Genomic DNA, 21,315 nt, shown 5'->3' on the forward strand with positions numbered 1-21,315 from the left:
AATCAACCGATCACGGGTTCCATGGCTTTACGGAAGGCCGCCTTCTCCTCGGCCGTGAGCTCGAGCAAGGGCTGACGAGCGAGACCCACGGGCGTGCCAGCGAGTTCGCAGCCGTACTTCACCTTCTGGACGAACTTTCCGCTTTCCAAGCTCGACATGGCCCCGTAGATGACCTGCATCTTGTCGCGCGCGGCAAGCCAGTCGCCGGATTCGATCGTGTTCACCAGGTCCACGCATGCCTTGGCCATGCAGTTGGCCGGACCGCAGATCCAGGAGGTGGCGCCCCACAGGAAGAAGTCCAACGTCTGGTCATCGGATCCGTTCGTGACCTGGTAGCGATCGCCGAAGCGTGCGCGGATGTCGATCGCGCGCAGGAGGTTGCCGCTGGATTCCTTGATGCCGATGACCCGGGGGTTGTCCTTGAACGCTTCCAGCACCGGCAGGCCAACCTCGACCCCGACCTTGGGCGGATAGTTGTAGAGAACGATCTCGACATCCACAGCATCGAGCACCGACTGATAGTGTCGAATGAGCTCATCGACAGCCGGGGTCGCGTAGAAGGGAGCGGACAGGAGGACGGTCTTGTAGCCGAGTTCGCGGGCACACCGGGTGTGTTCGATGACTTCCCAGGTGGAGCCGGCGTTAGTGCCGGCAATCAGCAGCTCGTCCTTGTTGGCGAACTCGGCGACGAACTTAAGGACCGAGGCGCGCTCGTCCGCGGTCAGCGCGTTGTATTCGCCGGTGGAGCCGCATGGCACCCAGCCTTTCACGCCATCGGCGCGCAGCTTGTTCAGCAGCTTCTCGAAGCTCTTGAAGTCGATCTTTCCGTTCGCGTCGAACGGGGTGACGAGGGCAGGCATGACGCCGGTCATTTTCATGATGATGATCTCCTAGACGAAATGGTTGAAAGTTGGAGCAGGTCAGGCAGCGAGCTTCGAAAGCAGCCGCCTTTCCACGCCCGTCACAGCGCGAGTGAGAGGGAACGCGATAGCAAAATAGATCAGCGCAACAGCCGTCAGAACCTCGATCGGGCGGGCTGTGTTGTTGGAAATGTTCTGGCCGACGAACATCAGGTCGGCCATTCCGACTGCGGAGACGAGCGCGCTCTCCTTGAAGAGGCTGACGCAATTCGAAAGCAGCGTCGGAATGGATCTCAGTAGTGCTTGGGGCAAGATGACATTGGCAACCTGAATCCGCTTCGGAAGGCCCAGGGCTACGCACGCATCGAGCTGCTCTCGCCCCACGCTCCTGAGGGACGCGCGAAACGTCTCGCTTGTAATGGCGCCCATGTACAAGGTAAGGGCGATCACGGCAGAAGTGAGGTTCGACAGCTCTACGCCGAGCACAAGGGGGAGGCAGAAGAAGATCCAGAACAGCTGCACGATGACCGGGGTGCCGCGGAAGAACTCGACATAGAGTCGGGTGGTACCGCGCAGCCAGCGGCTGCCTGAGCCCCGCGCCAACCCGACGAAGAAACCAAGTACGCAACCCAGGACAATGCAGATCAGCGTCAGCTTCAGCGTTGTCAGCAAGCCCTGGAACAGGGCCGCCTTGAATCCCAGCAGCATGGTGAAATCGGTTTTCATGGCGAGACTCCTTCAAATTCCAGCCGCACCGCGACGCCGCTCGAAGTACTCGACGAGCTGCGACACCGGAAAGGAGACCGCGAAATAGACCAGCGCCACGACGGTGAAGGTCTCGATCGGTCGGTACGACTCAGTCGCCAGGGACTTGCCGACGTACATCAGTTCCTGAACAGCGACGAGTGCAACCAATGCGCTTTGCTGGAAGGTACCGATGCCGTTTGTGATGAGCACTGGCACCGAAGTGCGCACGGCGCTGGGAAGCACGATGTACAAGACGCGCTGCAGCGGATTGAGCCCAAGGGCAACGCCCGCATCCAGTTGCTCACGCGGAACGGCTTGGATTGCAGCGCGATAGGCCTCCGCGTTGAAAGCGGCGAGGTTCAGGCCCAGCGCGAGTATGCCCATCGCGACCGCGTCGAAGTACACGTCAAACAGGATCGGCACGCAATAGAAGATCCAGATCACCTGAACGATTGCCGGCGTGCACCGAAAGAATTCGACGAACAAGGTGGCCGGCAAACGAAGCGCCTTCCAGCGGCTGAGCGTGAGCATCGCGATCAAGAACCCCAACGTGAGACCCACCACGTTGGCGGCGAGCGTCAGTTCAATGGTCGTGACGAGTCCTTCGAGCAGCGGCCCGAGGTTTTGCGTGATCGAGTGGAAGTCGAATGCGTATGACATGCGCGCCTCACTGACGGATGTGAAAAACCCGGTCGATGAACTCCTTCGTCCGCGCGCACAGCGGCGATCCCAGGACTTGTTCGGGAGGGCCATCCTCCACGACCACCCCGCCGGCGCAGAACACGACTCGAGAGGCAATGTGCTTCGCGAACCACATGTCGTGGGTCACGATCATCATCGGCATGTTTTGGCCGGCAAGCTGCATGATCACCTGCTCCACTTCGGCCACCAGCTCCGGGTCAAGGGCGGAAGTGACCTCGTCGAAAAGCATCAGCTTCGGCTCAAGCATGAGCGCACGAGCGATTGCCACGCGCTGCTTTTGCCCACCGGACAGTTGGCTCGGGTAGACGCGCGTTTTGGCGCTCAGCCCAAAGCGCGCGAGCAGGCCTTCAGCACGTTCAGTGGCCTGCCGCTTGCCCTCGCCGCGCACCTTGCAGGGCGCGAGGATCAAGTTCTCCACAACATTCAGGTGCGGAAACAAGGTGTAGTGTTGGAACACCATGCCAATCTCTCGGCGCACCGCGGTGTCGATCAGGGTCTTGTGCTGGCCCTCTTTGACGCTGATGTAGGGCTTGCCGTCGAACATGACGCAACCCTTGTCGATCTGTTCGAGGCCCATCATGACGCGAAGCAGGGTGCTCTTGCCACCTCCGCTCGGGCCGATCACCACCAGGCGCTCGCCGGGTTTCATTTCGATGTCCAGGCCCTTGAGCACCTGGATCTGCGGCCCGTAGCTCTTGTGCAGGCCGGCCACCTTCACGAGCGGCTGAGTCGCGCTGGGCACCATGGTCGAGTCCCCGTGCTGGCGAGCGGGAGTTCCGGAGGTCTGACTTTGCAGGGCTGAACGCCGATTGACGCTCGTGTCGGGCGCTATTGCTTGCATGGCAGTCCCCTACTTCTTTGCAACGCTCTTGAGCACTTGATCGACCGACTTGTGGATCAACGCATCGACCTCTCCCGTGGCGACCTTTTCCTCCAGGAAGATGTTCACGACCGCGACGTCGGAGGCGGCCATTTGCAACGGCAAGCCGAACGCGACCCCTTGGGAAGCCAGCGCCGGCGACGGGTTGTACGCCACCGCCCAATCGGGGTTGGACTGGACGAAGAGAAGGTTGGTGTCGGCGGCGTCGACGACCAGGTCCGCGCGCTTGGAGATCACGGCCAGGCGCGTCTCGTCGGCGCTGGGCAGGCGCAGCAACTTGGCCTTCTTGATTGCTGCCGAAATAGCCTTGTCCGCTGCCGTTCCGGACATGACGGCCAGCGTGATCTCGGGCTTGTCGATGTCAGCCACGCTCCGCGGATTGGCCTGGACCTTGGGGTTGGTCTTGTTGTATGCCAGCGAGATCGAGTACTGCATGGCCGGGATCGAGAAATTCACGGCCATCGCACGCGCCGGCGTACGGTTCAACGCGAGCGACATGTCCCACTTTCCCGACTGCAGGCCGGCAACGATGTTGTCCCAGTTCGTATCCACGAACTGCGGCTTGACCTTGAGGGTGTCCGCGAACTGCCGGCAAAGGTCCGCGAAGAATCCCGAGTACTCACCTGTTGCGGGGTCCCGCATGACGTACGGCGGCGCGACAGCGGCACCGCAGCGCAGCACGCCGGCCTTCTGAACCCCTTGCCAATAGCCCTGGGCAGGGGTCTGGGCCGTGGCGGCCACGGCGGCGGCGCCAATGGCGACGACTGCGAACAGCCGTGCTGCGAGGTTCGTTAGCTTCAATGACATCTCTATCTCCTTTAACGAATTTGCTTGCGCCGGCTGGCGCCCCGAGCTTGTGTCGGCACGCTGCCGACACGAAAGTATGTCGGCACAATGTCGGCAAGATGCATAGGGAATACACTATGTCGACACACTGCCCGCACGGGTATGTTTGATTCGGAACCCGAAGAGGCAAGAAATGGAACTGGAAGAAGAGGTCAAGCGTGCCAAGGGCACGGGCTGGAAGAGCGTCTACGACGCGCTGAGGACGGAAATCCTGTCCCTCGAGCAGCCGCCCGGTCAGCTGCTCGATGAAACGACCTTGGCGGAGCGCTTCGAGATGTCACGCTCGCCCGTGCGCGAGGCCCTCATCCGCTTGGCCGGCGAGGACTTGGTCGTGACCCTGCCCAATCGCAGCACGATCGTTGCTCCGCTGGAGCTTTCGGCGTTTCCGAAATACGTTGACGCACTGGACATCGCTCAGCGCATGAATACGCGCTTGGCTGCCGAATGTCGGACCGAAGAGGACCTGAAGATCATTGCGCGCCAGCAGCGGCGATTCGAGACAGCCGTCAAGACGGGCAATCACTTGGCCATGTCGGCTGCCAACAAGGACTTCCACATGGCCATTGCGCATGCGGGGCAAAACCCATATCTCGCGGGGTTCTACGAGCGCCTGCTCGACCAGGGACGGCGCATGATGCACATGCACTTCAATTTCCTCGAACGGACCAGCGAGGGCTACCTGTTGACGGACGAGCACGACGAGATGCTCGAGGCGATCCGAGCGCGGGACGTCGCCAAGGCCGACGAACTGGCGCATGCGCACACGCGCCAGTTCCGTGACAACTTCATCGACTTCATGAGCAAGACCTACACCAAGGGCGTGTCGCTCGGGCAGTCCACTGTGCTGGGACACGTAACGCGGCGTCGAGATGTAACAGCCGAACCGAAAGGGACGGGAGATGTGAAGACGCCGTTGAGGTCGGCCGCGTCCTAGCGCGGAGGCGCCGCCAAGCCGACGCTCCCCCAATCCGAGCAGCCCGAAGGCAGCCGGGCTGGCGCAGGATCTTGCAGGACGCCGCAAATCCGCTCAATCCTCGACGGGTGGATCGTATGCACGGATCGGAGGAAGCTGGCCGACAAACCGCTCGACATTGACCGCGCAGAGTTGCCCGCTGCACCCCTGCGCCAGTCGCGAAGTGCCTTCGTCAAACGTCAGAATGTTCGGATTGCCATGCGCGCACATCGGGTGACCATCGGGGCCCGTATGCAGATCCAGCCAAGCACCGGTAGCGACCTGAACCACGGCCTCGTGCATCTCCGCGCAGAGTCGCGCAACAGCAAGGAAGGACCCGCGTCCATTGAAGACCCGAACGAAGCTGCCCTCACCGATACCGCGCGACGCCGCTGCAGCTGGATGCATCGTGCAGACCTCTCGGCCTTGTCGTTTGGTACTCTGGCTGTGCATCCCAAAGTCGAGTTGACTGTGCAGCCGGGCCGCGGGTTGGTTCGAGATGAGCCATAGAGGATGCTGCGCCGCAGGGCCATGTTTCGGCGGAATCCAGGCAGGATGCGCAGGACAGTCCTCGTAGCCGAAGGCTCCAATGACCGTGCTGCTGAGCTGAATGCGACCGCTGGGCGTTGGGAGTGCAGATGCGTCTGGATCTTCACGAAAAGCCCGCAGCATTCCCCCATCGTCGGGCAGCTGAGGAAGCTTCAGTTCCCCTGCTGCCCAGAACTCTTCAAATGACGGCGCGTGCAATCCGTGCTCGAGCAGAGCCGCACGTGTGGGTTCATACAGATAACGCAGCCATCCGATCGTATCTCGCCCTTCGCTGAAGAGGTCGAGCGCTCCGAGCCGTCTTGATAGGTCGCAGAAGATGTCGTAGTCATCACGTGCCATCCCATGAGGCGGACAGACTCGGCGCATCGCCACCATGAGCGGATCGGTCTGGCCTGCGCCTATGTCATCGCGTTCCAGCGTCATGGTGCAAGGAAGAACCATGTCCGCATGACGCGCGGTCGCGGTCCAGACGACTTCGTGAACGACGAAGGTTTCCAGCCTGCGCAGCGCCTGCGTCAGGCGCTCCAGATCCTGATGGTGGTGGAACGGGTTGCCGCCGGCCCAGTAGGCCAGGCGAATGTTCGGATAGGTAAGCCGTCGGCCGTTGTAGTCGAACGGTTCCCCGGGGTGCAGCAGCATGTCGGACACGCGGGCAACCGGGATGAATTCGCTCACACCATTGCGTCCCTGGGGAAGCGACCCGACGGGAACGGCGTTGTTGCGTCGACCGTAGTGCGCCAGCGTTCCCAGTGCATAGCCATAGCCTCCGCCGGGCAGGCCGATCTGCCCGAGGAGAGCTGCAAGCACCAGGCCCATCCATACCGGTTGCTCCCCATGCTCGGCGCGTTGCAGAGAATGGGAGACTGTGACAAGCACCCGTTTGCCAGGCAGGGAGCGAGCCAGTTCGAGGAGCGCGTTCTCTGAAATACCGCAGATGGGGGCAGCCCAAGCAGCCGACTTCGGAATGCCGTCGGTGCGGCCGAGCAGATAGTCTGAGAACCTTTCCCAGCCGTCGCAATATCTTTCAACGAATGCGCGGTCATGTCGCCCCGTACTCACCAGCGTGTGCGCCAAGGCCAACATCAGCGCCGTATCGGTACCCGGCGTAACGCAAAGCCATTCGCTGCGCGATTCCTCTGGCATGTCGCTTCGCTGAGGTGTGATGCCGACGAACCGGCAACCCCGTGTAGCGGCGATCGCGATGCATCCGCGCTCCACATGCTGGCTGACGCCGCCGGAAGCGACGCGCGAGTTCTTCAGCGCAAGGCCACCAAAGGCCAACACCACTTCTGTATGTTCGGCGATCTGGTCCCAGGAGACGCTCCGCCGGGCGATCTGCTCCATCTGTCCAACGACATGCGGCAGGATGACCATGGACGCGCCAGCACTGTAGTTGTTGACCGAGCGTACATATCCGCCCAGGGCGATGTTCAGGAACCGATGAACTTGGCTCTGTGCATGATGAAATCGTCCGGCGCTGGACCAGCCATATGAGCCGCCAAAAACAGCGCCTGGCCCGAAAGCCTCTTTCACACGGCGCAGTTCGCCCGCCAGGAGATCCAGCACCTTCTCCCAACTCAGCGCCACGAATTCATCTCGGCCGCGGCGATCATCCGCGCCGGGCCCGTTCTCCAGCCATCCTTTGCGCACCATAGGTGTTGCGATGCGGGCGCGGTGCGACAAGGCGTTGCGGAAATTGTCGATCAGCGGGTTGGGGTCAGGGTCGGCCGGATGGGGTTGAACATGGAGGGCGCCACTGGGATCCGTCCCGACCTGAAAGACGCCCCAATGGGCACTGTGCGTCTGCATCGTCTTGTCGGTTGCATTCTTCATGGTTTGCGTCGCATGCTCTCTCATGAGTCCTTCAATACTTGCAGCCAGTCAACCAGCCGTCTTCAGCAACGTGAGAATGCGTTCAGCGACCAGTTCGCCGACGCGCAGTTCCGAGTCGGCAGTGACGCCCGCCACATGCGGCGTCAGCAGCAAGTTGGGCACGCCTGCGAGTACCGAGCCGCTCGGCAACGGCTCGTCTTCGAACACGTCCAGGGCTGCTGCGCGAAGGCGCCCTTCCAATAGAGCATGCGCAAGCGCGGCCTCGTCCACGATGCCTCCGCGCGCGGCGTTGATCAGTACCGCGCCAGGCTGCATCAATGCGAGCCGCTCAGCGTTGATCAGCCCACGGGTCTCGGGCATCAGTGGGATGTGCAGACTTATCACATCGCTGGTGGCGAGCAACGTGTCCAGCGGCAGCATTTGGCACTCGAAGTCAATCGGGGCATCGGCCCGGAGCGAAGGGTCATGGGCCACGACGCGCATATCGAGGCGGCTGGCCAGGCGCCCCGTCAGTTGCCCGATGGACCCGAAACCAATCAGGCCCAGCGTCCGTCCAGCGACTTCGTGCCCTTCGGGTCTCGCGGGGCGAACCCATCGTCCATCGGCGAGTGAGCTGCCCACGCTGTAGTGGGAGTAGCGCAGCAGCAGCATGGCGCATGTGACGACGTACTCGGCGACCGACCGTGCGTTCGCGCCGACTGCCGGAACGATCTCAATGCCACGGGCCCGACAGCCCGGGACGTCGATATTGTCCAAGCCGACGCCGAGTCGCCCGACCGCACGACACTTGCTGAGGGCGTCAAGGAGGTCATCCCTCACCTGTGTGCGGTTGCGGACGATGAGAGCATGCGCATCCTGAGCCGCGGCCAGGAGCTCCGATTGCCGCGCGAACAACGTGGGGTCGAACACGACCTCATGTGCCGCGCGCAGTCGTTCCAGCGCCCGAGGGTGAATGAGTTCGGGGATCAGGATCTTCATTTCTGCTCTGAGTGAATGGTGTTGGACGCGCGATCCGGATCTATCTGTCCAGATCGCCTCCATCGGAGAATCGCGTCCGGAGGGCACACACGGAAGCCACGCCTACTTCAGCAGGCCATTCTGTTTGAGAACGGGTGTGTACTTGCGATAGTCGGCCCAGGCGGCCTCCTGTGCGGAATTTCCATCCTGGTAGGCAATGTCCAGAGCGTTGTCCGCGGCGAACTTCATGAATTCAGGGGTCTCCATCGCGGCCTTTGCTGCATCGTGGATGTACTTCACCACGCTTGCTGGCGTCCCCTTGGGCACGATAAGGAGATACCGCACCCCAAAATCCACCGGCTCGCCCTGCTCTTTCATCGTCGGCACATCTGGCAGCCCGGATTGACGGGTTTCGCTGAAGGAGCCAATGGCGCGCATCTTCCCAGCCTTCAGGTATGGCACGGCTTCGATAGGCTGCGCGATCGCTGCCGTGATATGGCCGCCGAGCAACTGCGACCCTCCTTCACCCCACCCCTTCTGGGCCACGTTGATGAACTTGACGTCCGCCGCACGCTGCAGCTCCAACAGATTGAGGTGGCTCAGGGTGGTCACGCCCGGGAAACCAACGCTGAGGCTTTCCGGTGACTTTCGTGCAACCTGGATCAGATCCAGCAGCGTCTTGTAAGGCGAGTCGGTCGGCACCAGCATCACCGGGGAGAAGCTGACGATGTTGATCACGGGAACGACATCGTCAGGCGACTTGTAGGACAGCTGGTTGACCTGAGGTGACAGCGCCAGATTGGAGTTCGGAACGAATGCAAACTGATAGCCGTCAGGCTTTGCCTTCGCGAGCGTTGAAACGGCCAGGCTCCCACCGACGCCTGGCTTGTTGTCGACGATCAGGCCGGCGGGAAACTTGGGCGTCATGATGGCGGCCAGCCTGCGCATGACGAGGTCGGCCGCACCCCCAGGCAAATAGCCCACTAATGCGGTGACTGGCCTGGTTGGATAGGCGTCCTGCGCCAGGACAGCAGTTGCCGCACAGGCCGTCAGAATCGTAGCGAGCAGAGATTTCATGATGTCCTAAGTTGTCGGAATGAGAACGGTGGGCGGGCGGGGAACCCGTCAACCGGCCAGTTCGACGTAGGTCTTGGTCATGCGCTTCTCCGCTTCGGGTGAGAACGTCATGCCCAGGCCCGGAGCTGTCGGAACATCGAAGCGCCCCCCATGCGGTTGAAGGTCCTCCACGAACAGATCACGATTGCAGGCCTTCAGCGCATAGGTGTGGTGCTCGTGAATCTCGAAGTTGGGGATCGCAGCTTCGAACTGCAGCGCGATTGCCGTGGCCAGCGGAGATCCGCACACGTGCGCCTGAACGCCCACATCGAAGGTGTGGGCCAGGTGCGCGATCTTGCAGGCTTCGCTGATGCCGCCCACCAGACCGACGTCCGGCTGGATCATGTCCAACGACTCCGCTTCCAAGTAAGGCAGGAAGCCCCAGCGCGTGTACATTCGCTCGCCGGCGGCGATGGGTACCGGCGACTTGCGAGCGACACGGTTGTGGGCGTGCGCGCCGTTGTAGTGGGTAGGCTCTTCCATGAAGAGAATCCCCAGGTCCTGCAGAACCTCGGCAGTCTGAAGCGCACCGGCGGAAGAGGTGAAGGAATGCAGCTCGAGGATGATGTCGGCGTCCGGCCCCAGGCCATCACGGACGGCTTCCATTCGAGCTCGCACCTGGCGACGCTGTTCCGGCGTCAGGATGCCACGCAGTCTTGCTGCGCGGCTGCCGTCGTCGGCGACCATCAACGGATCGACCTTGACGCAGTCGTAGCCCTCCTCTCGCGCCCGCACGGCAGCTTCGCGATACCGCGCTGGTTCGACGAGGTTCACCACTTCCTTGCCCCAATCGAACTGAAGTTGGCTCGCATAGCAGCGCAGCGGCTGCGGCGTGTCTGCACCAAGCAGCCGGTGCACCGGTTGACCCAGCGCTCTGCCCTTGATGTCCCAAAGCGCTGCGTCGATCGCGCTCATGGCTCCGAAAACGACAGGGCCCCCGCCTTCCGCCCAGAAGGACTTGCGCAACATGCGCTCCCAGATCGTCTCCGTGGAGAACGGATCGTGGCCCAGGACGAAGCGCTGGCCCAATGCCAGCACCATCGGCCCTGCGGCCTGGGCGCCGGTGCCATACGCCATCCCGACTTCACCTAGTCCGCTCACCCCTTCGTCGGTGTGAACCCTGGCGAATACATGGTACCAAGAGGCAATGCCGTTCTGACCAGAAAGCTCGGCTTCCAGTACTTCGATCTTCGTGACTTTCATTCTTGCGTCTCCAAGGTGTGTTTCAGAGCGAATGCAGGCACGCAACGCCGTGGCCAAACAGCGGATGGCATCAGGGTGAAGCGTGCGGAGAGATGTGGAGGAAGGCGCCGGCGCGCACAACACGGGGGGACTTCCGAGCACTCGACGTGCTGCCGCAGCGGCACTACACCGCGATGTTTGCCTTCTTCGCCACGGCAGCCCAGCGGTCGACTTCGGAAGCAGTCAGCTTGGCCAGCTGCTCCGGCGCACCGCCGCCCGGATCGGCGCCCAAACCTATCCACTGCTCACGGAACTTCTTGTTCCCGAATGCAGCATTGATGGCTTGGTTCAAGCGGTCGACGACGGGCGCGGGCGTCCCGGCGGGTGCGAATAGACCGTACCAGCTGGTCGCGTCATAGTTGGGTGTACCGCTTTCCGCAATCGTCGGAACCGTTGGCAAGTAGCCTGCGCGTTGACTCCCGGTCACGGCAATTGCTCGCACGCTGCCCGCCCGTATGTGTTGCAGGGCGGAGGGCATGGTTTCGAACATGACCTGTGTGTTGCCTGCGATCAAGTCCACCATCGCGGGGCCAGAGCCCCGGTACGGGATATGCGTCATGCTCGTGCCGGTGACGCTCTTGAAAAGCTCGGTCATGAGGTGCTGCATCGTGCCCGGACCAGGCGTGGCATAGCTGTACTTCTCGGGGGATGCCTTCAGAAGGTTCACCAGCTCCTGCACATTCTTTGCTGGCAGCGAGTTCGTGACGATGACGGCATGATTGACTCGTCCAAGCAAACCGATGGGAACCATCTTGCGAATGTCATAGCCCAGCTTGGGGTAGACCGACTGGGCGATGGCGTGGTGGACGGCACCGAAGAGCACCGTGTAGCCATCTGGCGACGCCTTGGAGACAAAGTCAGCGCCGATGGTGCCCCCTGCGCCTCCGCGGTTGTCCACGATCACAGCCTGCCCCAGCTCACGCCCGAGCGCGTCGGCCAACGCCCGGGACAAGATGTCGACCGTTCCTCCTGGGGGAAACGGGGCGACCAGCTTCACCAGCTGTGCTGGGTACTTTGCCTGGGCATGCGAAAACGGCGCTAGTGCGGTTGCCGCCAATGTGAGCACTGCATCCCTACGCTTCATGGTTTTTTTCCTTTGTTTGTCGGTCTGCGCTCGGGGATCTGCTTCAGGCCAGGCTGCCCTGCGCAGCCTGAGATAGGCGTCGCGCGTCTAAGGCGGCTTCATCTCGAGCAGCTTGTCTCCGAACTAGAGGCGCTGCGCCTTGTGCAGCGCCCGAGTCGCCCAGCTTAGATTTCACCAGAATCACGTTCAATTGAGTTTTTCTTCAATATTGAACGTGGCCGCCGGCGGGTGCGCAAAACCGTCCAGGCCACGCAACCGAGTAGCCGGAAACGATCCCCGATGCCGCCGCCCTGCAGCGCCTCAGTGTCCGAGGATCTTCGACAGGAAGTCTCGACTGCGCTCGTTACGCGGATTGCCGAAGAACTCGTGCGGCGTGTTCTGCTCGACGATTTGGCCCTGGTCCATGAAGATCACACGGTCCGCCACGGCCTTGGCGAAACCCATCTCGTGCGTGACGCACAGCATCGTGATGCCCTGGCTGGCCAGTTCGGTCATCACGTCGAGCACTTCCTTGATCATCTCGGGGTCGAGCGCGGAGGTCGGTTCGTCGAACAGCAGGATCCTGGGCTTCAGGCACAGCGCGCGGGCGATCGCCACGCGCTGCTGCTGGCCTCCCGATAGCTGAAGCGGATACTTGTCGCACTGTTCGGCGATGCGCACGCGCTTGAGCTGCTGCATCGCGCGCTCCTCAGCCTCGGCCCTGGGCATCTTCATGACCCACATTGGCGACAGCGTGAGGTTTTCGAGCACGGTGAGGTGCGGGAACAGGTTGAACTGCTGGAACACCATGCCCACCTGCTTGCGCACCTTCTCGATAGCCTTGATATCGTCCGACAGCTCGAGACCATCGACGCGGATGGTGCCCTCCTGGTGCTCCTCGAGGCGGTTGATGCACCGGATCAGCGTGCTCTTGCCCGACCCCGACGGGCCGCATATGACGATGCGCTCACCGGTGCGCACCTGGAGGTCGATGTCGCGCAACACGTGGAAGCTGTTGCCGTACCACTTGTTGACCTTTTCGAAGCTGATGATCGATTCGTTCATGGATTAACGTACCTTGCTGCGGCCGACCTGCTTCTCGATCCACAGGCTGTATCGCGACATGGAGAAGCAGAAGATGAAATAGATGAGGACGATGAACAGGTAGGCCTCGATCTTGAAAGGCCGCCAGCTGGCGTCCGAGTTGAGTGCCAGGTTCATCGCGCCCGTCAACTCGTACAGCGACACGATGGTCACGAGTGACGTGTCCTTGAAGATCCCGATGAAGCTGTTCACGATGCCCGGCACCACGAGCGCCAGGGCCTGCGGCAGCACGATCTTGCGCTGCGTCTGCCAGTACGACAGGCCGAGCGTCTGCGCCGCCTCGATCTGTCCTTTGGGCAGGGCCTGCAACCCGCCGCGCACCACCTCAGCCAGGTAGGCAGCCGAGAACAGCGTGATCCCCACAAGCACCCGGATCAGGACGTCGGGCGACTTGCCCGCCGGCATGAACAACGGGAACATGAACGATGCCATGAACAGCACCGAGATCAGGGGGACACCGCGCACCATCTCGACGTAGACGATGCACAGCGAACGGATCGCCGGCAGGTTGGAGCGCCGGCCGAGCGCCACCACGATGGCCAGCGGAAACGCGAGCACGATGCCGAAGGTGGCCAGCATGACGGTGAGCGGCAGACCGCCCCACAAGTCGGTGGGCACGTAGGCCAGAGCGAAGGCATCGCCGCGCATCAGCAGGAAGAACAATGGCACGACGACCACCCACAGCGCGGCGAGCCACGGCCTCCAGAACCAGCGGATGCAACTGGTCACCAGCAGCGCGATCAGCAGCACGGTGGCCAGCAGCGGCCGCCAATGCTCCTCATGGGGATAGCGGCCGAAGACGATGAAGCGGAATTTTTCGCTGACCACGCCCCAGCAGGCGCCTTGGCCGCGTGCGGCCTGGCAGAGCTCGGCATCGGGTGCGAAGACCGCGTTGACCAGGCCCCATCCGACCAATCGGGTGGCGGCGTAGCCGAGCAGCAGCAGCGCGGCCACCGTGGCGAGCGAGCTCCAGAGGTTGCCGAACAGGTTGACGCGGATCCACGGCACCAGCCCCTCGGTCTTGACCGGCGCTTCCCGTGGCCCAATCGAATGAAAGGTGTCACTGACGATGGCAGCCACGCTAGCGCTCCTTGACCGCCGCGCGGCGGTTGTACCAGTTCATGAAGCCCGACGTCGATAGCGACGTGCACAGGTACACCGCCATGACGATTGCGATGCACTCGACGGCCCGGCCGGTCTGGTTGAGCGACGTGTTGGCGATGGACACCACGTCGGGGTAGCCGATCGCCACCGCGAGCGATGAGTTCTTGGTGAGGTTCAGGTACTGGCTGGTGATCGGTGGAATGATCACGCGCAACGCCTGAGGCAGGATCACCAGCCGCATGGCCTGCCGCTTAGACAGCCCGAGGCAGCCGGCGGCCTCGATCTGCCCGTGCGAGACCGACGCGATGCCGGCGCGAACCACCTCCGCGATGAAGGCCGACGTGTAGAGCACCAGGCCAACCAGCAGCCCGAGGAACTCGGGCGTGGCCGACGCGCCGCCTTGCAGCTGGAAGCCGTCCAGCGCCGGAATGCTCCACCCGGTCGGCGCGCCGCCGGCGAGCCAGCCGAGCACAGTGGCGCCGATGACAATCGCGAGCGACATTGGAGCCGGGCGATGCGGGCGGCCGGTGGCATCGAAATCGCGGCGAGCCCACCGGCGATACAGCCAAGCCGCAAGAAGCCCCGCGACCGCCCCCGCGGCGGCGAAGGCGTGGCCGGCCTCCCACACGGGCACCGGGAACGACAGCCCCTCTTTGCTCAGTCGGAACGGACCGAGCCCGAGCGCCGCGTCGGGCGACGGCAGCCACTCGGTGACGAGCAAATACCACATGAGCAACTGCAGCAGCACCGGCACATTGCGAAAGAGCTCGACGTAGCCGTAGCAGAAGCCACGCACGATTGCGTTGTGCGAGAAACGGCCCACGCCGAGCAGCGTACCGAGCACCGTGGCGAGCACGATGCCGATCACAGCAACCCGCAGCGTATTGAGGATGCCGACGACGAACGCCTTCCAGTAGGGATCAAGCGAGTCATACGGCATCAGCGACTCGCCGATGTCGAAGCCGGCGACTTGCCGCAGAAAGTCGAATCCGCTCTGGATGCCGCGTGCGGCCATGTTGGCCAGCGTGTTGTGCGAGAGATACCAGACGCCGACGCCGAGCAGCGTCACGGTCAGGACCTGGTAGACCAGGCCGCGAAAGGCCTGGCTGCGCCACGACCAGTCGCGGCGTCTTGCTGGGGCTCGGCCGACCATGGCTTCGTCCTTCGTTGGGGTCGCCGGCTCAGCGGATCGGCGGGGCGTACAGGATGCCGCCGTTGCTCCACAGGTTGTTGAGCCCGCGCGACAGGTTCAGCGCCGTGCTCGGCCCGAGATTGCGCTCGAAGATCTCGCCGTAGTTGCCCACCGCCTTGATCGCCCTGAGCATCCAGTCCTTGTCGAGGCCGAGCAGCTTGCCGGTGTCCTCGGACTTGCCGAGGATGCGCATCACGGCAGGGTCGTTGCTCGTGGCAAGCATGCTGTCGACGTTCTTCTGCGTGATCCCGTACTCCTCCGCTTCGATCAGGCCGAACACGACCCATTTCGCAATCGCGAACCACTCGTCATCCCCGCGCCGCACCGCCGGGCTGAGCGGCTCCTTCGAGATCAGATCCGACAGAATCACGTGCTCCTTTGGATCCTTGGCTTCCTTCAGGCGGACGGAAGCGAGCACCGTGGCATCGCTGGTGTATGCGGTGCACCGTCCGGAGAAGTAGGCGGCGGTGGACGCGGACAGATCCTGGAACACGATCGGCTTGATGTTCAGGTTATGGGCGCGGGAGAAGTCGGTCAGGTTCTTCTCGCTGGTCGTGCCGGACTCGACGCACACCGTGGCGCCCTTGAGCTGCTTGGCGCTCTTGATATTCGCCTTCGCTGGCACCATGAAGCCCTGGCCGTCGTAGTAGGTCGCACCCGTGAACTGCAGGCCGAGCGACGCGTCGCGCGACAGCGTCCATGTGACGTTGCGCGTCAGGATGTCGACCTCGCCGGACTGCAGCGCGGTGAAGCGCTGCGGCGCGGTCAGCGGCACCCACTTCACCTTGTTCGGGTCATCCAGCACTGCAGCGGTGATGGCCCGACACACATCGACATCCAGCCCGCTCCAGCGGCCGTTGCTATCCGCCTGCGAGAGCCCCACCAGGCCGGTATTCACGCCGCAGACGACCTGGCCGCGCTGCTTGATCGTGTCCAGCGTCTTGCCGGCATGGGCCGGCAAGGCAACGAAAGCGGCTGCGGCGGCAGCGCACAACGCCAAGTTCTTGAACATATCTTGTCTCCTGGGAATAGTTGTGAAGAAATTTCTGGCGGACTCTGTCCGCAGGCAGCGGCGAGCTGAATCCGCACTCTGGGAATGCATCGCTCGACCGGCACACACGTTCGGTCACTTGGCCTCGAACTGGCCGAATGCCTCCATCGCCCGCACCGAATAGACGTAGGCCGCCCCCGCATTCAGCGCGATCGCGGTGCCCAACGCGTCGCTAAGCTCCGCTTCGGTAGCGCCGGCGGTGCGTGCCGCGTTCGCGTGGGAAGCAATGCACCCGTCGCATCGGGTGGTGACCGCAACCGCAAGTGCGATCAGCTCCCGAGTTTTCGCATCGAGCGCGCCCGCGCCGTTCTGGGCAGCATTCAATCCCTGGAAGCCGGCAATCAGCTTGGGATTCGCTTTGGCCAGCGCACCGGCGGAGCCGCGAAGGTTCTTGAGTTGTTCGATCCAGTTGTTGAGCATGGAGTTTTCCTTGAGTTGGTGGTGCGGGATGGGCGAAATGCTTCAGGCCGGGCTGCCCTGCGCAGCCTTGAGATAGCCGTCGCGCGTCTGAGGCAGCTTCATCTCGAGCAGCTTGGAAGCGACCTGCGTGCGAAGAATCTGCGCTGTGCCGCCAGCGATGGTGAACATCCGGGCATCACGCACATGGCGCTCCATCGGGTTGTGCCGCCCGTAGCCGGATGAGCCGTAGAACTGGAGTGCGTCGTTCGTGACCTTGTTGGCCGTTTCCGCCGCGAAAATCTTGGCCCGTGCAGCTTTGTCGATGTCCGGGAACTCCGCGCCGCTGGCGGCGGCAGAACGCAGCAACAGCCGCGCGGCCTCGAGTTGGGTGGACATGTCGGCCAGCATCCACTGCAGACCTTGGAATTCAGCGATGGGGCGGCCGAACTGGTGCCGGGACTTGAGGTAGGCCATGCCTTCCTCGAAAGCACCCTGTGCGATGCCCAGAGCCACGGTGCCTGCACCGACACGCTGCGCGTTGTAGGCGGTCATGAGTGCGGCGAAGCCGCGCTTCAGGCCCCCCGGCAGGCTGACCATCATCGATTTGTGGATCTTTAGGTCGCGAAACTCAATGTGAGTTTCCGGAATGCCGCGAACCCCCATGGCATACAAGCGCCGGCCCACAACGAGTTCTGCTGGTCCGTTGTCGTCCCGTACGCAGATGAAGGCGCCAATGCCTTGCTCAACGCCGTCCTCGAACACGCGAGCGAAGATCAGGTGCAGCTTCGAAACGCCGCCACCGGTGATCCAGTACTTCTCGCCGTTGAGGATGTAGTGGTCGCCTTTCCTGTCGGCACGTGTCGTCATCTCGCTGGCGGCGCTGCCGGCATTGGGCTCCGAGATACAGATCGCAGGCTTGTCGCCCGCAAGGACCAGGCTGGCCGCCAGCTTCAACTGTTCCTCCGAACCGTACTTCGCGATGGCGCCGATGGCACCCATGTTGGCTTCCACCGTGATACGCCCCATCGTGGCGCAGGCCTTGGCCATCTCCTCGATGACGATCACCGTGTCCAGATAGGACAGGCCGCGGCCGCCCAAGCGCTTGGGCAATGTCATGCCCATGAAGCCCGCATCGCGCAGCTGCGCTACGTTGTCCCAGGGGTACTGTTCGGTTTGATCCGTATTTGCAGCGGCGGGGGCAAATACAGTCTGCGCAAGCTCACGCGCTTGTGCTTGCAGCTTCAGTTGTTCAGGGGTGAGGTCGTACATTGAGTTCTCCTAGGTCGTTTCACGCTTTTCAAGCCAATCGGCCAGCACTTCGGCGGCATGCTCGTCAAGCCGGGGGGGTGGACGTCTGTAGCTCGGGGGCGTCGCGGACATCCGAAGAGGGTTCGCCAGAAGGCGGATCTCGCCGCCATCCGCCCACTCGCAGGGCATGCTCAACTCCGCTCCACGCGCTTTCACATGCGGGTCCGCGAACACTTCTTCCAAGTTGTTCACCGGTCCGCAGGGGACCCCGACGGCATCAAGCTCACGCAGCCATTCCGAGCGAACTCGCTTCTTGAGTGCTTCGTCGACCAGTTCACACAGCGCAACCCGGTTGCGGATTCGCATCGGATTGGTCGCATACCGCTCGTCCGATGCCAGATGCGATACGCCCGCCACTTCGCAGAAGCGGCGAAACTGGGAGTCGTTCCCCACCGCAAGGATCATTGGCGCATCCGCGGTGGAGAACACCTGGTAGGGGACGATGTTCGGATGGCCGTTACCCAGCCGCTCCGGTAGCTGCCTGTCGCTCAGGTAGTTGGTTGCCGCGTTGACGAGCCAGGAGATCTGCGTGTCGAGAAGGGAGACGTCGATGTGCTGCCCTTCGCCGGTCTTCTCGCGATGCCGCAACGCGGCGAGAATGCCGACAGTCGCGTACATGCCGGTCATGACGTCCGCGATGCCGACCCCGACTTTCATGGGTTCGCCTTGGGGCTCGCCGGTCAGGCTCATGATGCCCCCCATGCCCTGGATCAGGAAGTCGTACCCAGGCCTGCTCGCGTAGGGGCCGGTCTGGCCGAAACCCGTCACCGAGCAATAGATGAGCCGGGGATAGCGGGACTTGATCTGCTCGTAGGCCAATCCGTACTTGGAAAGACCGCCGACCTTGTAGTTTTCGAGGAGCACATCGGCCTGTGCGATCAACTGGTGCACCAGGTCCTGGCCCGATTGCGAACTGATGTCGATCGCGATCGAGCGCTTGTTCCGATTCGCCGAGAGGTAGTAGGCACTTTCCTTCGTTTCCTTCCCCGAGGCTCCCAACACATAGGGGGGTCCCCACTTGCGCGTGTCGTCCCCTTCGCCAGGCCTCTCGACCTTGACAACATCCGCCCCCAGGTCGCCCAGCACCTGGGCCGCGGTGGGTCCCGCCAGGATGCGGGAAAGGTCCAGAACCTTGATTCCGGCAAGAGCCGCCTTCTGAACGGCGCTCATGCCGCACCACCTCCTGAACATCCGACGGCTCGGCGATTGAGAAGGCGTGTCAGTGGCCTGCATTTGCGGAAAGGACTAGACGACTCCATGTGTTTCCTGCTCCTGTGTTCGGTCGGATGAAATTTAAACTCCACACCGTTCAGCATCAATTGAGAATCTCTTCAACATAGAGATGCACGAAAAGAAGATCGAACGTTGTTCAGTCGATGCGACGCCGACGCAATCTTCCTGTGGCGGTTGAGGCGACTGTTCCAGGTATTCGCCTGCCGGAATCGCGCTCAGCCCCTGGCGAGCGCTGCAGTCATGCTCTCGATGGCTTGGTCCACCATCTTGCGTGAGCATCCCAAGTTGGCACGCATGAATCCATGTCCTTCCGGGCCGAACTTGGGGCCCTTGTCCAGCCACACGCGGCCCTTCACCAGCATGAAGTCCTCCAGCTCTGCAGGCGTCATGCCGAGCTCACGGCAGTCCATCCAGGCAAGGTAGAGCGAGTCCATCTCAATGGCCTTCACTCCACCGCCAAGTCCATTGATGCAGCGCGCGAAGTGCCGCTGGTTGGCCGCGACGTAGTCCACCATCGCATCCACCCAGGGGCCGCCGTTCGTGAATGCGGCCTCGGTGGCAACCATGCCGAGCAGGTTCACGCGCGTGTTGTAGTTGCGATCGAGAACACGCACGATCTCGGCGCGCTTGGCCTTGTCGGGAATGAACATGTTGCCGCATTGAAGGCCTGCGAGGTTGAAGGTCTTGCTGGCCGACGTGCAGGTGATGCTGTTGTGCGCAAGACGCGGATCAAGGGACGCGAACGGCGTGTGCTTGCAGCCCTTGGCGAAGACGAAGTCGCAATGGATTTCGTCGGCAATCACCAGGATGCCATGACGCAGGCAGATCTCGCCCATAGTGCGCAATTCTTCCTCGCTCCACACATTCCCCGTGGGGTTGTGCGGATTGCAGAGGATGAAGATCTTGGTGTCATCACGAATCGCAGATTCGAACTGCCTGGCGTCGAAGCGATAGCGGCTGCCATCGAATCGCAGCGGCGCGGTGACCACATGACGACCGTTGATGTGCACGTCGTTGTGAAAATGCACATATACCGGAGGCTGAATCAACACCGAATCGCCGGGTCGCGAAAACGCCTGAACAATGGTCTTGAGCGCGGCGATGACGCTGGCGATCGGCACGACCCATTCGTTGGACGCGTCCCAGCCGAAGCGATCACGCTGCCATGCAGTGACTGCATCCAGATAGCCCTTGGTCGCGCCAATGGGATAGCCATACACGCCATGGGACACGGCTTCGTGCAGCGCGGCGATCACCGCGGGTGGCGACTTGAAGTCCATGTCCGCGATCCACATGGGCAACGGGTTGGCGGCGGCCTGCCCCGGCGTGAGCGATGCGCACGGCGCACCCCATTTGATGGAGTTGCTGCGGGTGCGGTCCACCACGGTGTCGAAGTCGAATTTGGTGTCGGTTATCACAGTGCGATCCAACATACAGGGGTTCCTTCACTTGGCGTGTCATTGGCGATAAGTAGCCCATGGCCTTGAGAGTGGGCGAGGGGCACACGATGAGCGAAGGCGTCAATCCCTTCCGAGATCTGCGGATTCAGGCATTGCCACGCAAGTCACCGTGCATGAAGGCGTCAGGCCGGGAACTGGATCAAGCGCCGGGGCGCTCAGGCAGCCGAATGGCCAGCATTTCCCCTGTTGCACATGTGAATTCGCCGGCCGTGAGCACCAGATCGATCCATGCCTTTCTTCCCTCCAGCGAGCGAAGCCTTCCCCTCACGAGAAGTTCGACGCCGAGCGGGGTGGGTCGCTTGAAGTCGACCTTCAGCGACGCCGTCACGAAGCGGATCGGCTCCGCACCATCGCCGATTTCCCGTCCTTCCTTCTGGTATGCATACGCAGCGGCGGAAGCAGCCCCGTGGCAGTCGAGAAGCGACGCGATCAACCCCCCGTAGACGTGGTCCGGGACTCCACCGCTGTACCTGGCATCGGGCGTGAATCTCGCAACCGTCTCATTGCCAACGAGATGGCTCTTCAGATGATGGCCATGCTGATTGCTCGGGCCGCAGCCGTAGCAATGAGCAAACGCTGGCGGGTAGAAGTCCTGTATTGCCTGTGTAGACATCTGTCTGTCTCCTTGCAGAGGATCAAATGGCGGCGCGAAGAAGCCTGGTATGGAGCCAGTTGATTCTTTGCCTCGAAGCCGCAAACTCCCTTGCATCGTATGTT

General features: G+C 62.4%; 20 protein-coding genes. 1 reads left to right on the forward strand and 19 read right to left on the reverse strand.

Going from position 1 to position 21,315, the window contains the following annotated elements:
• Nucleotides 1-2: 2 nt before the first annotated feature.
• The 5 genes from VAR608DRAFT_RS07085 to VAR608DRAFT_RS07105 all read right to left on the reverse strand — a co-directional run bounded on the left by VAR608DRAFT_RS07085 (nucleotide 3) and on the right by VAR608DRAFT_RS07105 (nucleotide 3,996).
• On the reverse strand, nucleotides 3-878 hold the full coding sequence (locus VAR608DRAFT_RS07085) for a dihydrodipicolinate synthase family protein (protein WP_088953417.1): 876 nt from the start codon (nucleotides 876-878) through the stop codon (nucleotides 3-5).
• Nucleotides 879-920: 42 nt separating this feature from the next.
• Complete coding sequence (locus tag VAR608DRAFT_RS07090) at nucleotides 921-1,586, reverse strand: amino acid ABC transporter permease (RefSeq protein ID WP_088953418.1); 666 nt, start codon at nucleotides 1,584-1,586, stop codon at nucleotides 921-923.
• Between the two features lie 12 nt (nucleotides 1,587-1,598).
• On the reverse strand, nucleotides 1,599-2,360 hold the full coding sequence (locus tag VAR608DRAFT_RS07095; RefSeq protein ID WP_231973313.1) for an amino acid ABC transporter permease: 762 nt from the start codon (nucleotides 2,358-2,360) through the stop codon (nucleotides 1,599-1,601).
• Nucleotides 2,275-3,054 carry an amino acid ABC transporter ATP-binding protein gene (locus VAR608DRAFT_RS07100; protein WP_088953420.1) on the reverse strand — a complete coding sequence of 260 codons (780 nt, stop codon included), beginning with the start codon at nucleotides 3,052-3,054 and terminating at the stop codon, nucleotides 2,275-2,277. The genes VAR608DRAFT_RS07095 and VAR608DRAFT_RS07100 overlap by 86 nt, the downstream gene beginning before the upstream one ends.
• 105 nt (nucleotides 3,055-3,159) lie before the next feature.
• Complete coding sequence (locus VAR608DRAFT_RS07105) at nucleotides 3,160-3,996, reverse strand: transporter substrate-binding domain-containing protein (protein ID WP_088953421.1); 837 nt, start codon at nucleotides 3,994-3,996, stop codon at nucleotides 3,160-3,162.
• Nucleotides 3,997-4,168: 172 nt separating this feature from the next.
• Between VAR608DRAFT_RS07105 and VAR608DRAFT_RS07110 the strand changes: the two genes are divergently transcribed.
• Nucleotides 4,169-4,969 (forward strand): GntR family transcriptional regulator, encoded by an 801-nt coding sequence (locus VAR608DRAFT_RS07110; protein WP_088953422.1) that lies wholly within the window; start codon nucleotides 4,169-4,171, stop codon nucleotides 4,967-4,969.
• Nucleotides 4,970-5,062: 93 nt separating this feature from the next.
• Here the strand turns inward: VAR608DRAFT_RS07110 and VAR608DRAFT_RS07115 are convergent, their stop codons facing one another.
• From VAR608DRAFT_RS07115 to VAR608DRAFT_RS07175, 14 genes are all read right to left on the reverse strand, one after another.
• On the reverse strand, nucleotides 5,063-7,393 hold the full coding sequence (locus VAR608DRAFT_RS07115) for a molybdopterin-dependent oxidoreductase (protein WP_443082921.1): 2,331 nt from the start codon (nucleotides 7,391-7,393) through the stop codon (nucleotides 5,063-5,065).
• Nucleotides 7,394-7,417: 24 nt separating this feature from the next.
• The gene (locus VAR608DRAFT_RS07120) at nucleotides 7,418-8,347 is read right to left on the reverse strand and encodes a hydroxyacid dehydrogenase (RefSeq protein WP_088953423.1); all 930 of its coding nucleotides are present in this window, start codon (nucleotides 8,345-8,347) and stop codon (nucleotides 7,418-7,420) included.
• Nucleotides 8,348-8,449: 102 nt separating this feature from the next.
• Nucleotides 8,450-9,403, reverse strand: a complete 954-nt coding sequence (locus VAR608DRAFT_RS07125; RefSeq protein WP_231973314.1) for a Bug family tripartite tricarboxylate transporter substrate binding protein — start codon at nucleotides 9,401-9,403, stop codon at nucleotides 8,450-8,452.
• Between the two features lie 48 nt (nucleotides 9,404-9,451).
• The gene (locus VAR608DRAFT_RS07130; RefSeq protein WP_088953424.1) at nucleotides 9,452-10,645 is read right to left on the reverse strand and encodes a mandelate racemase/muconate lactonizing enzyme family protein; all 1,194 of its coding nucleotides are present in this window, start codon (nucleotides 10,643-10,645) and stop codon (nucleotides 9,452-9,454) included.
• 163 nt (nucleotides 10,646-10,808) lie between these two features.
• A complete protein-coding gene (locus VAR608DRAFT_RS07135; protein ID WP_088953425.1) occupies nucleotides 10,809-11,768 on the reverse strand; it encodes a Bug family tripartite tricarboxylate transporter substrate binding protein in 960 nt (319 codons plus the stop codon).
• 300 nt (nucleotides 11,769-12,068) lie between these two features.
• Entirely contained in the window at nucleotides 12,069-12,812 is a 744-nt protein-coding gene (locus tag VAR608DRAFT_RS37395) for an amino acid ABC transporter ATP-binding protein (protein ID WP_172843813.1), read from the reverse strand.
• Between the two features lie 3 nt (nucleotides 12,813-12,815).
• Complete coding sequence (locus tag VAR608DRAFT_RS37400; protein ID WP_172843963.1) at nucleotides 12,816-13,922, reverse strand: amino acid ABC transporter permease; 1,107 nt, start codon at nucleotides 13,920-13,922, stop codon at nucleotides 12,816-12,818.
• Between the two features lie 10 nt (nucleotides 13,923-13,932).
• On the reverse strand, nucleotides 13,933-15,108 hold the full coding sequence (locus VAR608DRAFT_RS07145) for an amino acid ABC transporter permease (RefSeq protein ID WP_088953426.1): 1,176 nt from the start codon (nucleotides 15,106-15,108) through the stop codon (nucleotides 13,933-13,935).
• A gap of 28 nt (nucleotides 15,109-15,136) precedes the next feature.
• Nucleotides 15,137-16,159, reverse strand: coding sequence for an amino acid ABC transporter substrate-binding protein (locus tag VAR608DRAFT_RS07150; RefSeq protein ID WP_088953427.1), 1,023 nt, complete (start codon nucleotides 16,157-16,159; stop codon nucleotides 15,137-15,139).
• A gap of 114 nt (nucleotides 16,160-16,273) precedes the next feature.
• Nucleotides 16,274-16,618, reverse strand: coding sequence for a carboxymuconolactone decarboxylase family protein (locus VAR608DRAFT_RS07155; RefSeq protein ID WP_088953428.1), 345 nt, complete (start codon nucleotides 16,616-16,618; stop codon nucleotides 16,274-16,276).
• A gap of 42 nt (nucleotides 16,619-16,660) precedes the next feature.
• The gene (gene acdA / locus VAR608DRAFT_RS07160; RefSeq protein WP_088953429.1) at nucleotides 16,661-17,866 is read right to left on the reverse strand and encodes a 3-sulfinopropanoyl-CoA desulfinase; all 1,206 of its coding nucleotides are present in this window, start codon (nucleotides 17,864-17,866) and stop codon (nucleotides 16,661-16,663) included.
• 9 nt (nucleotides 17,867-17,875) lie between these two features.
• The gene (locus VAR608DRAFT_RS07165; RefSeq protein WP_088953430.1) at nucleotides 17,876-19,075 is read right to left on the reverse strand and encodes a CaiB/BaiF CoA transferase family protein; all 1,200 of its coding nucleotides are present in this window, start codon (nucleotides 19,073-19,075) and stop codon (nucleotides 17,876-17,878) included.
• A 278-nt stretch (nucleotides 19,076-19,353) separates the two neighbouring features.
• A complete protein-coding gene (locus tag VAR608DRAFT_RS07170; RefSeq protein WP_088953431.1) occupies nucleotides 19,354-20,571 on the reverse strand; it encodes a MalY/PatB family protein in 1,218 nt (405 codons plus the stop codon).
• 166 nt (nucleotides 20,572-20,737) lie between these two features.
• The gene (locus VAR608DRAFT_RS07175; protein ID WP_088953432.1) at nucleotides 20,738-21,211 is read right to left on the reverse strand and encodes a PaaI family thioesterase; all 474 of its coding nucleotides are present in this window, start codon (nucleotides 21,209-21,211) and stop codon (nucleotides 20,738-20,740) included.
• Nucleotides 21,212-21,315 lie beyond the last annotated feature (104 nt).

It is taken from the genome of Variovorax sp. HW608, assembly GCF_900090195.1.
Classification (GTDB): Bacteria; Pseudomonadota; Gammaproteobacteria; order Burkholderiales; family Burkholderiaceae_C; genus Variovorax.

What these genes read in the sequence shown, in the direction of transcription:
- VAR608DRAFT_RS07085 (WP_088953417.1), bottom strand. Translation starts at nt 878, where the DNA reads ATGAAAATGACCGGCGTCATGCCTGCCCTCGTCACCCCGTTCGACGCG.
- VAR608DRAFT_RS07090 (WP_088953418.1), bottom strand. Translation starts at nt 1,586, where the DNA reads ATGAAAACCGATTTCACCATGCTGCTGGGATTCAAGGCGGCCCTGTTC.
- VAR608DRAFT_RS07095 (WP_231973313.1), bottom strand. Translation starts at nt 2,360, where the DNA reads ATGGCCCTCCCGAACAAGTCCTGGGATCGCCGCTGTGCGCGCGGACGA.
- VAR608DRAFT_RS07100 (WP_088953420.1), bottom strand. Translation starts at nt 3,054, where the DNA reads ATGGTGCCCAGCGCGACTCAGCCGCTCGTGAAGGTGGCCGGCCTGCAC.
- VAR608DRAFT_RS07105 (WP_088953421.1), bottom strand. Translation starts at nt 3,996, where the DNA reads ATGTCATTGAAGCTAACGAACCTCGCAGCACGGCTGTTCGCAGTCGTC.
- VAR608DRAFT_RS07110 (WP_088953422.1), top strand. Translation starts at nt 4,169, where the DNA reads ATGGAACTGGAAGAAGAGGTCAAGCGTGCCAAGGGCACGGGCTGGAAG.
- VAR608DRAFT_RS07115 (WP_443082921.1), bottom strand. Translation starts at nt 7,393, where the DNA reads ATGAGAGAGCATGCGACGCAAACCATGAAGAATGCAACCGACAAGACG.
- VAR608DRAFT_RS07120 (WP_088953423.1), bottom strand. Translation starts at nt 8,347, where the DNA reads ATGAAGATCCTGATCCCCGAACTCATTCACCCTCGGGCGCTGGAACGA.
- VAR608DRAFT_RS07125 (WP_231973314.1), bottom strand. Translation starts at nt 9,403, where the DNA reads ATGAAATCTCTGCTCGCTACGATTCTGACGGCCTGTGCGGCAACTGCT.
- VAR608DRAFT_RS07130 (WP_088953424.1), bottom strand. Translation starts at nt 10,645, where the DNA reads ATGAAAGTCACGAAGATCGAAGTACTGGAAGCCGAGCTTTCTGGTCAG.
- VAR608DRAFT_RS07135 (WP_088953425.1), bottom strand. Translation starts at nt 11,768, where the DNA reads ATGAAGCGTAGGGATGCAGTGCTCACATTGGCGGCAACCGCACTAGCG.
- VAR608DRAFT_RS37395 (WP_172843813.1), bottom strand. Translation starts at nt 12,812, where the DNA reads ATGAACGAATCGATCATCAGCTTCGAAAAGGTCAACAAGTGGTACGGC.
- VAR608DRAFT_RS07145 (WP_088953426.1), bottom strand. Translation starts at nt 15,108, where the DNA reads ATGGTCGGCCGAGCCCCAGCAAGACGCCGCGACTGGTCGTGGCGCAGC.
- VAR608DRAFT_RS07150 (WP_088953427.1), bottom strand. Translation starts at nt 16,159, where the DNA reads ATGTTCAAGAACTTGGCGTTGTGCGCTGCCGCCGCAGCCGCTTTCGTT.
- VAR608DRAFT_RS07155 (WP_088953428.1), bottom strand. Translation starts at nt 16,618, where the DNA reads ATGCTCAACAACTGGATCGAACAACTCAAGAACCTTCGCGGCTCCGCC.
- acdA (WP_088953429.1), bottom strand. Translation starts at nt 17,866, where the DNA reads ATGTACGACCTCACCCCTGAACAACTGAAGCTGCAAGCACAAGCGCGT.
- VAR608DRAFT_RS07165 (WP_088953430.1), bottom strand. Translation starts at nt 19,075, where the DNA reads ATGAGCGCCGTTCAGAAGGCGGCTCTTGCCGGAATCAAGGTTCTGGAC.
- VAR608DRAFT_RS07170 (WP_088953431.1), bottom strand. Translation starts at nt 20,571, where the DNA reads ATGTTGGATCGCACTGTGATAACCGACACCAAATTCGACTTCGACACC.
- VAR608DRAFT_RS07175 (WP_088953432.1), bottom strand. Translation starts at nt 21,211, where the DNA reads ATGTCTACACAGGCAATACAGGACTTCTACCCGCCAGCGTTTGCTCAT.